Origin of the sequence: Pseudochrobactrum lubricantis (genome assembly GCF_041929865.1) — a bacterium.
Lineage (GTDB): Bacteria > Pseudomonadota > Alphaproteobacteria > Rhizobiales > Rhizobiaceae > Pseudochrobactrum > Pseudochrobactrum saccharolyticum.
On record NZ_JBHEEE010000003.1, the window covers coordinates 335,595 to 347,878 of the forward strand.

9 protein-coding genes are annotated in these 12,284 nt (G+C 49.7%); 2 read left to right on the top strand and 7 right to left on the bottom strand.

The genetic code is table 11. The features are described from left to right. Positions 1 to 42: 42 nt before the first annotated feature. The 5 genes from dnaE to JNC80_RS08675 form a co-directional block, all read right to left on the bottom strand. Positions 43 to 3,546, bottom strand: a complete 3,504-nt coding sequence (gene dnaE / locus JNC80_RS08655) for a DNA polymerase III subunit alpha (protein WP_376710076.1) — start codon at positions 3,544 to 3,546, stop codon at positions 43 to 45. 756 nt (positions 3,547 to 4,302) lie between these two features. Next, positions 4,303 to 5,007 carry an ABC transporter ATP-binding protein gene (locus tag JNC80_RS08660; RefSeq protein WP_075655849.1) on the bottom strand — a complete coding sequence of 235 codons (705 nt, stop codon included), beginning with the start codon at positions 5,005 to 5,007 and terminating at the stop codon, positions 4,303 to 4,305. A gap of 8 nt (positions 5,008 to 5,015) precedes the next feature. Further along, on the bottom strand, positions 5,016 to 6,242 hold the full coding sequence (locus JNC80_RS08665) for a lipoprotein-releasing ABC transporter permease subunit (RefSeq protein WP_225688404.1): 1,227 nt from the start codon (positions 6,240 to 6,242) through the stop codon (positions 5,016 to 5,018). Positions 6,243 to 6,385: 143 nt separating this feature from the next. After that, positions 6,386 to 7,714 (bottom strand): proline--tRNA ligase, encoded by a 1,329-nt coding sequence (proS, locus tag JNC80_RS08670; RefSeq protein WP_022711724.1) that lies wholly within the window; start codon positions 7,712 to 7,714, stop codon positions 6,386 to 6,388. Positions 7,715 to 8,451: 737 nt separating this feature from the next. Beyond that, positions 8,452 to 9,522, bottom strand: coding sequence for a helix-turn-helix domain-containing protein (locus JNC80_RS08675; protein ID WP_376710078.1), 1,071 nt, complete (start codon positions 9,520 to 9,522; stop codon positions 8,452 to 8,454). A gap of 147 nt (positions 9,523 to 9,669) precedes the next feature. Between JNC80_RS08675 and JNC80_RS08680 the strand changes: the two genes are divergently transcribed. Next, complete coding sequence (locus JNC80_RS08680; protein WP_376710079.1) at positions 9,670 to 10,371, top strand: hypothetical protein; 702 nt, start codon at positions 9,670 to 9,672, stop codon at positions 10,369 to 10,371. 114 nt (positions 10,372 to 10,485) lie between these two features. On the opposite strand, the gene JNC80_RS08685 is transcribed toward JNC80_RS08680, so the two are convergent. Further along, the gene (locus JNC80_RS08685; protein WP_376710080.1) at positions 10,486 to 10,950 is read right to left on the bottom strand and encodes a hypothetical protein; all 465 of its coding nucleotides are present in this window, start codon (positions 10,948 to 10,950) and stop codon (positions 10,486 to 10,488) included. Between the two features lie 37 nt (positions 10,951 to 10,987). Continuing rightward, a complete protein-coding gene (locus JNC80_RS08690; RefSeq protein ID WP_022711727.1) occupies positions 10,988 to 11,254 on the bottom strand; it encodes a DUF1467 family protein in 267 nt (88 codons plus the stop codon). A gap of 194 nt (positions 11,255 to 11,448) precedes the next feature. Between JNC80_RS08690 and JNC80_RS08695 the strand changes: the two genes are divergently transcribed. Next, positions 11,449 to 12,258 carry a hypothetical protein gene (locus tag JNC80_RS08695; protein ID WP_376710081.1) on the top strand — a complete coding sequence of 270 codons (810 nt, stop codon included), beginning with the start codon at positions 11,449 to 11,451 and terminating at the stop codon, positions 12,256 to 12,258. Positions 12,259 to 12,284: the final 26 nt, after the last annotated feature.

Genomic DNA, 12,284 nt, shown 5'->3' on the forward strand with positions numbered 1-12,284 from the left:
ACGAAACATATATTGAATCTCAAGGCGAATAATAGTCAGCGATCAGCTGATGAGCTCCACATCGACCACACCGCTGATGGCCTTCATCGCGCTGGCGATCTGCGGGCTGATACGATAGCGATCCGGCAAGGCAACTTCGACCTCGCGCTGACCATTATCTTTAATCACGATAAAGCTGACCTCGCCATCACCACGGGTTTTGAAATAAGGCACAATCTGATCGAGCGCATCGCTGTTACGCAGGAACAGACGCAGTGCCTTTTGCAGTCGGCTGGCCTCATCCTCAAGCGACACGACCGTGGCAATGCGCAGGCTCACACCTTCCGGCCGGTTCTCAGCGGAAACAGTAATCACTACCGAGCGACCGGGTTCCAGCAGGTCGCGGAATTGCTGAAGCGCTTCCGAGAACAATACCGATTCAAACTGACCTGTCGCATCAGAAAAGGCGATGATGCCCATTTTATTGCCGGTCTTAGTCTTGCGCTCCTGCTTGCTGATAACTGTTCCGGCAAGACGACCATTGGTTGCGCCTTTCTTCACCGCATTGGAGAAATCAGCCCAGCTCTGAACGCGCATTTTCTGCAGTGCTTCATTATAATCATCCAGCGGATGCGCGGAGAGATAGAAGCCTGCGGCCTGCAATTCGCGATGCAGTTTCTCAGATGAAGTCCAAGGCGTTACCACCGGCAATTGCAGCTTTTCTTTCGGCACCAGACCGGTGCCAAAAATATCAGACTGCCCGCTATTGGCATTTTCCTGCGTGCGCTGGGTATAGGCCATCAGACTGTCCATACCGGAACTCAGAGCCGAACGGTCAACACCGAAACAATCCAGCGCACCGGCATTAATCAAGCTTTCAAACACACGGCGGTTGACCATACGCGGATCAACGCGCTCGCAGAAATCTTCAAGGCTTTCAAACGGTTTTTCTTTCCGCTTTTCGACAATATGTTCAACGGCAGCATCACCAACGCCTTTGATCGCGGCCAGCGAATAGAAAATCTTGCCTTCGCCGACTTCAAACGGGCGGTAGGATGTCATGACCGACGGCAACACCACCTCAATACCAAGACGCAAGGCATCACGACGGAAATCATTCAGCTTTTCCGTGTTGTTCATATCATAGGTCATGGATGCGGCGAGAAACTCAGCCGGATAATGCGCTTTCAGATAGGCGGTATGATAAGAAACAATCGCATAAGCCGCAGCGTGGGATTTGTTGAAACCATAGTCAGCAAATTTGGCAAGCAGGTCGAAAATCGTATTGGCCTGCGCCTTGCCGACACCGCCTTCAATCGCACCGTCAACAAAACGGACACGCTGCTTGTCCATTTCTTCACGGATCTTCTTACCCATCGCACGGCGCAGCAAATCCGCTTCACCAAGCGAATAGCCGGAAAGCTCCTGCGCGATCTGCATCACCTGCTCCTGATAAACGATAACGCCCTGCGTTTCCTTCACCAGATGGTCGATTTTCGGGTGAATAGAGGCTATCTCTTCCTCACCATGCTTGCGCGCATTATAGGTCGGAATATTCTCCATCGGGCCCGGACGATAGAGCGCCACAAGCGCAATAATATCCTCGATACGGTCAGGCTTCATACCGATGAGTGCTTTACGCATACCCACCGATTCCACCTGAAACACGCCGACCGTTTCACCGCGCGATAGCATTTCATAGGTCAGCTGATCGTCAAACGGCAGCGTTTGCAGATCGATATCAACGCCTTTACGGGCAATCAGCTTCACAGCCGTATTCAGAACCGTCAGCGTTTTCAGACCAAGAAAGTCGAACTTTACCAGACCGGCCTGCTCAACCCATTTCATATTGAACTGGGTGACAGGCATATCTGAGCGCGGATCGCGATACATCGGCACCAGCTCCGACAATGGCCGGTCACCGATAACAATACCTGCAGCGTGCGTGGAAGCATGACGATAAAGTCCTTCCAGCTTCAGCGACATATCGAGAAGACGACCGACAACCGGTTCCTTCTCACGCTCCTCATTAATGCGCGGCTCTTCATTAATCGCCTGTCCGAGCGATACCGGATTGGCAGGGTTCGACGGCACCAATTTACACAGCCTGTCCACCTGCCCGTAGGGCATTTGCAGCACGCGACCAACGTCGCGAAGAACCGCACGCGCCTGCAACGTACCGAAAGTGATAATCTGCGCTACCTGATCGCGACCATATTTTTGCTGCACATAGCGGATCACCTCTTCACGGCGATCCTGACAAAAGTCGATATCAAAGTCCGGCATCGACACACGATCCGGATTAAGAAAGCGCTCAAACAGCAGAGAGAAGCGCAGCGGGTCAACGTCCGTAATTGTCAGCGCATAAGCAACCAGCGAGCCCGCACCGGAACCACGCCCCGGCCCCACCGGAATATCCTGTTGTTTTGCCCATTTAATAAAGTCCGAAACGATCAGGAAGTAACCCGGAAATTTCATGCGGACGATGATCGAAATCTCATAATCCAGCCGTTTAATATAGTCTTCATGTGTATGGCCTTCAGCAAGGCCGAACAGTTTCAACCGCTCTTCAAGACCTTCACGTGCCTGACGCGCCATTTCATCCGCCTCTGCCTGCAAAGCGGCTTCCGGATCGTCGGATTCACCGGTAAAGCGCGGTAAGATCGGCGCACGGGTTTGCGTGTACCAATGGCAGCGGCGTGCAATCTCGACGGTATTTTCCAGAGCCTCCGGCAGATCGGCAAACAAAGCCGCCATTTCGTTCTGAGACTTCAGATAATGATCCGGCGTCAGACGGCGGCGGTCATCCGATGCAATGACCTGACCATCTGCAATAGCCAGCAAAGCATCATGCGCTTCATAATCTCCGCTCTGCTTGAAGAATGCCTCATTGGTTGCAACCAATGGCAGCTCATATTCATAAGCCAGATCAACCAGTTTGGATTCAAGTACACGGTCATAACCGCGCTGGCGGTGCAACTCGACATAAAGACGATCGCCAAAGATGTTTTTTAAAAACTCAAGGCGGCTGCGCGCACGCTCTTCCCGTTCATTGCTGAGCGGTTTGCCAATCGTCCCCTCTGCCCCGCCGGTCAGAAAAATCACATCCTCTGACAAATCCGGCAGCCAGTCGGCGCGGATATGCACCGGATCACCGGCTTCTGTTTCCAAATAAGAGCGGCTGACCAACCGCACCATATTGGCATAGCCTTCTTCACTGGAGGCCAGCAGTACCACCGGTGACAAATCCAGTGCATCGCGGCGGTTAATTGAACGGCCTTCCGGCTGATGGTCGCCAAAGGCAATATCAACAACACAGCCGATAATCGGCTGTACACCATCTTTCGATGCTTTCTGCGCAAATTCCAATGCGCCGAACAAATTATTCGTGTCTGTTACGGCAATTGCAGGCGCATTATCATCCTTGGCATGGCCGATAATTTTGCCGATTTGCAATGCCCCTTCCAGCAATGAGTAAGCCGAATGCGTGCGCAAATGAATAAATACCGGCGCACCGGCAGGTAATTCAGAAGCAGCTACGGCAGAAACATCAGAAGGCAAAGGCATATACTCCGTCATTGCAATCATCGCCTGCCCGCTTGTGCAGTGATGTATCGCAGTACAAAGCCTTACATAGAAACTGCATTCCAAAAATAACAGTTCTGTAAGACGGGAAAATCAAACCGGATAATGAACTGAAGCCCGTCAGACTCCGCAGATTCATCAGATCCTTTTTCCCGCAATGCCGTCATGATGTCCAGATGCATAAGCACATTCCGGCAATCATTACACATTCTATATCTCTAGCTGGCTATATCTTCAGCCAGCTACATCTTTAAACAGAGCGTGCCACGTTTAATTGTATCCGCTGTGCTCGCTCTATCTTCTTGTTTTACGCATGTCGTATAGGAAAACCGCTGCCTACTTTTCCGTGACATGCTCTAGTTAAATCAGGCTTTGAGCAGCGTCAGAACGCTGCCAGCCACATAGCAAATGTTGCTACAAACAAACCGATGGAAATGAATGACATAACATCACGAACCAGATCAGACATGATATGAACTCCATTTGTTCCTGTATGTATGCAATTTGTTCAATTATTGTTCCGCAGTCAACCCCTCTTTGTTCACGTAAAAACATCTATAGTTAGTGAAATATGAACCGCTGATTTGCCGCCTGGTTATGTAAGCAGCGCCTGTTTTGTTTTTGATTGTAGTTTCAGCTATTTAAGCCGCAGCTCTTGTTTCCGTATCTACAGAACAAATAAAAATGCCGCATGCATATTTCAGCATACAGCATTCAATAATTCAGCTTGTCTTGCAATCAGGCGGCAGGTTTTCTCAAATCGAGATCAACAATCTTGCCGTCTTTCAGTGTAACGCAACGATCCATGCGTCGTGCCAGATCATGATTATGCGTTGCGATCAGCGCAGACAGGCCGGACTGACGCACCAGCGCCTCCAGTGCCTGAAACACATAGGATGATGTTGACGGATCGAGATTGCCTGTCGGTTCATCCGCAAACAGCACCAGCGGTGCATTAGCAACTGCACGGGCAATGGCCACACGCTGCTGCTCACCACCGGACAACTCCGACGGGCGGTGCGAAGAGCGGGGCCCGATACGCATATAATCCAGCAAGTTCTGCGCACGCTGTGATGCAACTTTGGATGACAGGCCACGCAACATTTGCGGCACCATCACATTTTCAAGCGCGGTAAATTCCGGCAGCAGATGATGGAACTGATAGACAAAGCCCAGATCATTGCGGCGCATGGCTGTGCGTTCATCGTCATCCAGCTGTGCGCAGGAGGTTTTGCCTAATATCACATCACCGGAATCCGGCTTTTCCAGCAGTCCTGCCGTATGCAGCAAGGTGGATTTACCGGCACCGGATGGTGCAACCAGCGCCACCATTTCACCGCGCATCAGCGTGAAATTCGCATCTTTAAGAATAGTCAGCTCACGGTCTGCTTCATGATAGCTGCGGCAGACATTTTTCAGCTGGAGGATCGGCTCTCCGGACATAGCAGCCATTATTCGTACCTCAGCGCTTCAACAGGATCGAGTTTGGCCGCACGCCAAGCCGGAAAAATCGTTGCAATAAATGACAAGAACAGCGCCATACCAATAACAGAAAGCGTTTCACTGAGATTCATTTCAGCAGGGAGCTGACTCAGGAAATAAAGCTCCGGATTAAACAAAGTTGTGCCCGACAACCATGAGAAGAACGCACGGATACGCTCCACATTGAGGCACACGACAACGCCGAGCACCACGCCTGCCAGCGTTCCCGTGACACCGATCGCCGCACCGGTCATCAGGAAAATACGCATGATTGCACCGCGGGTTGCGCCCATTGTGCGCAGGATCGCGATGTCACGCCCCTTATCTTTCACCAGCATGATCAGACCGGAAATAATATTCAGCGCCGCCACCAGAACGATCAGCGTGAGGATCATGAACATCACGTTACGCTCAACCTGTAGGGCTGAGAAGAATGTGGCATTACGCTGACGCCAGTCTGTCAGCATCACAGGGCGTTCTGCCGCCTCTTCCACACCGGCACGCAGATCATCAACCTTGTCCGGATTATCGGCAAAGACCTCAATCGACTGGACACGATCTTCCTGATTGAAGAACAATTGCGCCTCGCCCAAAGGCATCAGCACAATAGACGCATCATATTCCGACATGCCGATCTCGAAGATGGCCTTGATCGGATAGGCTTTGGTACGGGCATTCACACCAAACGGCGTTACGTCACCATCCGGCGAAATGATTTTCAGATCATCGCCCACACCCAGACCGAGATTCTGCGCCATACGGGTACCAATGGCCACACCGTCAGACGTGTCAAAGCTCGCGAAAGTACCGGATTTCACATTCTTGGCGATCAGCTCAAGCTTATTCACATCCTGCTCGCGCAGACCACGCACCAGCGCACCGGTGCCTGCACCGATACTGCCCTGCACCAGAGCCTGACCTTCAACGACCGGAATGGCGAATTTCACGCCTTGCAGCGCATCCATACGCTTCACCAGATGATCGTAATCTTCCAGCGGACTGTCGATCGGCGCAACAATCAGGTGGCCGTTGATACCGAGAATACGGTTGAGCAATTCTGTGCGGAAGCCGTTCATCACCGCCATAACGATGATGAGTGTGGCCACGCCGAGCATGATGCCGGTGAATGAAAAACCGGCAATCACAGAAATAAAAGCCTCGCGACGGCGGGAACGCAGATAGCGCCATGCAATCATACGTTCCAGTGAGGAGAATGGTCCGGTGCCCTGACGCTGTGCCTGAGCTGCCGGTTTCTTTTCCTGTTGTTTCTTTGGCAATTTATCGAGCAATTGCGCTCCCCCGTTGCCTTGATTTCCACCTGTCGCAGGCTTTTTGAACATTACTGCCCCGCAGTCAGAAGATTGATTGCGGCTTCAACAGTCATAGTCTGACGTTCACCGGTTTTACGATCTTTGACTTCAACTTCACCATTGGCAACGCTGCGCGGACCGGCAATGATCTGCACCGGTACACCAATCAGATCCATGGTTGCGAATTTCGAACCCGGACGGTCGTCGCTGTCATCGAGCAGAGGATCGAGACCGGCATTGGTCAGGGCTTCATAGAGCTTTTCCGATACAGCATCACAAGCCGCATCGCCCGGCTTCATATTGACGATACCTGCACCAAACGGCGCAATGGCTTTCGGCCAGATGATACCGTTTTCGTCATGGGATGCTTCAATCGTTGCAGCAACCACGCGTGAAGGGCCGATACCGTAAGAGCCCATGGAAACCAGATGTTCTTTGCCATCCGGTCCCTGCACTTTCGCGCCCATTGGCTCGGAATATTTGGTGCCGAAATGGAAGATGTGACCAACTTCAATACCGCGTGCAGCAACCTGATTACCTGCATCGACTTTTGCCCATGCGGCTTCATCGTGCATTTCTTCAGTCGCAGCGTAAGGCGTTGTCCACTGGTCAACGATAGATGCCATTGCAGCATCATCAAAGAAGTCGATATCCGCACCCGGAACTTTCAGATCGAGATAAGCGCGGTCACAGAAAACCTGACTTTCGCCGGTATCCGCCAGAATAATAAATTCATGGGACAGATCGCCGCCGATCGGGCCGGTATCAGCACGCATTGGTACAACCTGCACACCAATACGGGAGAATGTGCGCAGATAAGAAACGAACATGCGGTAGTAAGCGGCTTTCGCGCCTTCGTAATTCAGGTCGAAAGAATAAGCATCTTTCATCAGGAATTCACGCGAACGCATCACGCCGAAACGCGGACGCACTTCGTCACGGAATTTCCACTGAATGTGATAAAGGTTCAGCGGCAGGTCTTTATATGAACGCACATAGGAGCGGAAAATATCGGTGACCATTTCTTCATTGGTCGGGCCGAACAGCATTTCACGCTCGGAGCGGTCTTTAATGCGCAGCATTTCCTTGCCGTAAGCATCATAGCGGCCGCTTTCGCGCCACAGATCAGCGGACTGGATTGTCGGCATCAGAATTTCATTGCCGCCTGCGCGGTTCTGCTCTTCACGAATGATCGTATTGACCTTGTTCAGAACCTTCAGACCCAGCGGCAGCCATGTGTAAATACCGGCTGACTGCTGGCGGATCATCCCCGCACGCAGCATCAGACGATGGGAGACAATTTCTGCCTCTTTTGGATTTTCTTTCAGGATCGGCAAAAAGAATCGCGACATACGCATGGAGGAACCACCGGAAATTGCTCCCGATCCCGTTAGAATCAGGAAAAAACACATAAAATCTCTCGTGTTTATTAACCACTTATCATGGCAATGAAAACCCGTCTCACGCAGAGCGGAGCCAGCAAATCTTCAGTCACGAAGGCATGCAGACCTGACGGATAAAGCCTGCCAAATTATGGCAGCGCCCGATGATTCCTTATATTTCAGGAGATCGGGATAAAAATAATGTGAGCTTTACAGCATTTCCCGCTGCCTGAACGGCAAAAGACAGGTTCAGCTTCAGTTTTATTTATTTGTGACAATTTTTTTACATTTTTGATTTTCATCCAAAAAGCACTCTAAAAACTGCAATTCCTGTGATAATTTCATTTTAAATCGAATTAAAAACATTGAAATTTGCTTTTCGGCTTCAATTCTTATGGCATTTTTGTGTCCCCGCTTAAAAAAACGCGTGACAACTGATATTTCTCATTCTATTTTCCAAGCAACGACAACAGAGAGCAGGCTTAACTACTCTCTCACGCGGTCAAAGTCTTGGGAGGATGCAACTCAGGCGCGGTATTTCGCAGCCGCCTGTAACAAGGAAACGAGTTGGACGCGTATTTTATCAGCAAGGCTAACGCCTTGCTTTTTTTTACATTTTAATAATACAAATATAGTGTGATTATAAACTCCGGTTTTGCTTCATCACGATAATAAAGCAATTCTCCTCAAAACTCATGTCATGCAAGGCCGTGCTATTCAGTGATGCTGGTGCCGGACATAATTATTTGATTACGATATGTTTTAGGTGCAATCCCCGTCACCCGTAAAAATTCGCGATTGAAATTCGATTTGGTGAGAAAGCCGCTGACAAATGTGATCTGCGTCACCGGCTCATCCGTCTCCTGCAACAGACGACACGCTTCTTCGACACGAAAATTATTCACATAAACCGATACGCTGATCCCGCGACACCGGTTAACTGCCTCAGAGACATGGCGTGGTGGCCTGCGCAGCCGGTGTGCAATGCGCTTCAGGTTGAGCTCCATATCCTTATAAAGCTGTTTATCCCGCATAAGCGCATCCAGCTCCGTCACGATTGCCAGATGCTCATCTGTTGTCAGTGCACTCTCAGATACAAGCGCAGGCGCCTTCCCCTCATCCCGCTCATCTTCATCGGCATTGGTGCGATTATTCAGCGCCACACCGGCCGCCGCGCCCAATACCAGCAGTGACAGAATATTGGTGACCAGAATGATCGAGGGGGAATAGCGGCCACTGTTCCAAAGAAAATCAAAATTAATCAATATATCAACGATTACAGAGCCGATCAGCATAGCAGCAGTTATCTGCATCGCCCGATAAGAGCGCATAATTCCGTCCAACCGCGCAGCAATCAGCACATCCGGCCCCGCAAAGCTCAGGCGCAGCAGAGCCAGACCATAGGCCAAAAATATCACGATAATTGCCAGCGCCGCCAGATCACGGCGTATAAGCAGCAACACAAACACCGCCAATACCGGCAGCAAATGCGGCCAGATTTTATCGACCCGCAAAGCATCATCACTATTCTGCACCGTGAGGCTGCGAAAACTTAAATAAGACAATCCGGCAATTATCGATGCCAGTAAAATCTGCACGGGCAGAACAGCAAGGATGTCATAGCCCCAGCGCAAGCCGAGCAGAACCGATTGCAGCATATAAGTGCCGATCAGCGCGATGAAAAACATATCCGCACGACTTCCCGCCTCGCGATTGCGCAAGAGCTGCACCAGTATAATCGCCAGCAATATTGTCAGCACAAATGGCAACGGAATAAAAATCATCGGCAAATATCTCGGTCATGTCTCATCTTGCGATCAGGAACATGAAGCAAAACACGTTATGCGTCGACCTTGATCCTGTTTCAGGTCGCAGAAATACACAGTCCGGCAAATGATCCCTGCATTATCAACGCAGTCAGGATCAAAATTATGGACTATATGCTTCTCTCAATTTTACTTTCTGCCATTCTCACGCTCAGCGGTTGCAGCAATGAAACAAGCGCATCAGAAAAATCCGTGGCAACCGACGGCATAAAGAGCGTAACGATCAGCGGTGATGCCAGCCTTATCCGCTTGATCGCGAAAGACGATCAGAAACAACAGGCTGTCATGAGTGCCAAGCCATCGGGCTGGCTTTCCGGCTGGTTCTATAATGACTGTAAATCCAAAGGTGAGATGATTGTCAGCGGCCAGACATTGCTGATTAAAGCGCAAAACAGCGGCTGGTATGACCTGTCCGAATGCAGCACTGATCTGCAAATCAATCTGCCGCGCAATGCAGGCGTGACGATTAATCAGCCTGCTTTCAAAGGGGACTTACAGGGGCAATTCGCCGATCTGAATATAGAGACCCGCGCCGCAGATATCAGCCTGCAAGGTGCCGCCACATCAGTCAGAATTCGCGGCGATGCTTTCCGCACCCGCCTGCAATTTGAAGATGCTGCGAAACCGGAACGGATTGATATTGCCGGTCGTGCCCTTGATACCAGTCTGATCTTTGCCAAAGGGACTTCTGTCAGCTACCGTATCAGCAGCAAAGCCTCTTTGCTCGATGCCAAGCTGCCGAACACACCTGATGCGAAACTGAAAATTCTGATTTCAGGCGATTATACCCGTACTGAAATCAGATAATTTCTTTCTATATAAATCTATGAATACAGATGGTTACAGAAAGAACTTAAGCTTTAGATTCGTAACTTCACGATAAATTTTGATTTATCGTGAAGTTACGAACAAAATCTATCGCTACAAACGTAGCATTTTCTGATTGCTGGGACCAAAATTATTCATTCTGCGCCGTTCATTATCAGGATCATGAGGAAACACTAAAACTGAGCGCTCATAGCTAAAGATTTTATTTAGATCGCTTTCAATTTCAATGGAACAATAAACATAATCGCTATTATCAATTTTGAATTTGATCCAAGCATCTTTTAACCAACTTTCCGGCATTTTATTAGCTGCCATCATTTGTAAAATTGCCTGCCAATAATATGCTGCCGAGATATTAAAATGACGGTCTTCCGGCACAGCTTTTCCATGAGACAAATTAAAATGAAGAGTTTCTTCACGATGTCGCATTAAAAAACGAGTATATATTCCTAACGCCCAATATCCTCCAATATCATTATAGCGGCTTACAAAACTATCCAATATATCGTGACAAATGCCTTTAAATTGTATGCGCCTTGGCATGATGAAATACTCCAACTGTCTCCTTGCTCTTTGCAAGAGTAGAGCTTTACGTTCACAGCTCAGGGAAGAAGTGCGGAATATCATCCAGACCGAAACCGAGTTTCTGCGTCACAAACCAGAACAGGCCGAAAATCACTGTCGCAAGGATGGTCGTACGCAGAAAAGCCAGCCAGATCCGCGGGCGCGCCGGTGCGCTCGCGACTGTGCCGCGCACAATATTATTCTCTTCTGCCTGTGTACGCAGACCGAAAGGCAGCATGGCAAACAGGCTTGTCCACCAGATGATAAAATAGATCGCCATTCCGGACATAACAGACATATTTTTCCTCCCCGCATAATTCTCTTAAAGGATTATGCATCATTATTGACCGCAGCATAGAGCAGCGAAAGAACACGGGCAAGAGACAGCATCACGCAGTTTCTCACAATGATACGCATAAAAATGCCAGCTTCAAATTTCAGGCAATGCGCTTAACCTGCTTATTATTTCGAATAATATCAGGTCATTAGCCGATGATGCGCAATATATTTCTCTACATTATAACATTCATATTATGCAGCATTGTCAGTTTCATTCCTGCTGCCAAAGCGCAAGAATCCGACGCACAACAACTGGCAAAGAAACTGGCCAATCCGGTTTCCAGTCTCATAAGCGTGCCTATTCAAAACACTTATACTTGTTGTACCGGCGCCAATAATGCCGGTCGTTTTACCACCAATATTCAGCCGGTTATTCCCTTTTCCATCAATACCGACTGGAATTTGATCGTGCGCACCATTGTGCCAATCATTCAGCAAAGCTCCCCTGCGCCGGATATCGGAGCGAAACTCGGACTGGGTGATACGGTACAGAGCTTTTTCCTGTCTCCGGTTCAGAAAACAGATGGCATCATCTGGGGGGTGGGACCGGCCTTTCTGTGGCCAACCGCCACCAATGCCATGCTTGGCAATCAAAAATGGGGTGCAGGCCCGACAGCCGTTGCGCTCAAACAAATACACGGCTGGACGATGGGCATGCTGGCCAATCATATCTGGTCCTTTGCCGGAGAAAACGACCGGCAGAATGTCAGCGCCACACTGATCCAGCCTTTTATCAGCTATACTTTTCCCAATACGGTCGGCTTATCGCTCAACAGCGAAATGACCTATGACTGGACGAATGAGCAATGTACAATACCGGTTGATCTCGGCATTTCCAAAGTTTTCACCTTCGGCAAGCAACATGTCAGCCTTGGTGTTACCGGCCAATATTACGCAAGCAAACCGGATAACGGCCCTGACTGGGGCGCTCGTTTTACAGCGACATTTCTGTTTCCCAAATAAAAACCGCCGGTGAATGGCTCACCGGC

Coding starts and splice junctions, on each gene's coding strand:
- JNC80_RS08660 (WP_075655849.1), bottom strand. CDS start 5,007: ATGTCCGGAGAGCCGATCCTCCAGCTGAAAAATGTCTGCCGCAGCTAT.
- JNC80_RS08690 (WP_022711727.1), bottom strand. CDS start 11,254: ATGTCTGTTATGTCCGGAATGGCGATCTATTTTATCATCTGGTGGACA.
- JNC80_RS08695 (WP_376710081.1), top strand. CDS start 11,449: ATGATGCGCAATATATTTCTCTACATTATAACATTCATATTATGCAGC.
- proS (WP_022711724.1), bottom strand. CDS start 7,714: ATGCGTATGTCGCGATTCTTTTTGCCGATCCTGAAAGAAAATCCAAAA.
- JNC80_RS08680 (WP_376710079.1), top strand. CDS start 9,670: ATGGACTATATGCTTCTCTCAATTTTACTTTCTGCCATTCTCACGCTC.
- dnaE (WP_376710076.1), bottom strand. CDS start 3,546: ATGCCTTTGCCTTCTGATGTTTCTGCCGTAGCTGCTTCTGAATTACCT.
- JNC80_RS08675 (WP_376710078.1), bottom strand. CDS start 9,522: ATGATTTTTATTCCGTTGCCATTTGTGCTGACAATATTGCTGGCGATT.
- JNC80_RS08665 (WP_225688404.1), bottom strand. CDS start 6,242: ATGATTGCATGGCGCTATCTGCGTTCCCGCCGTCGCGAGGCTTTTATT.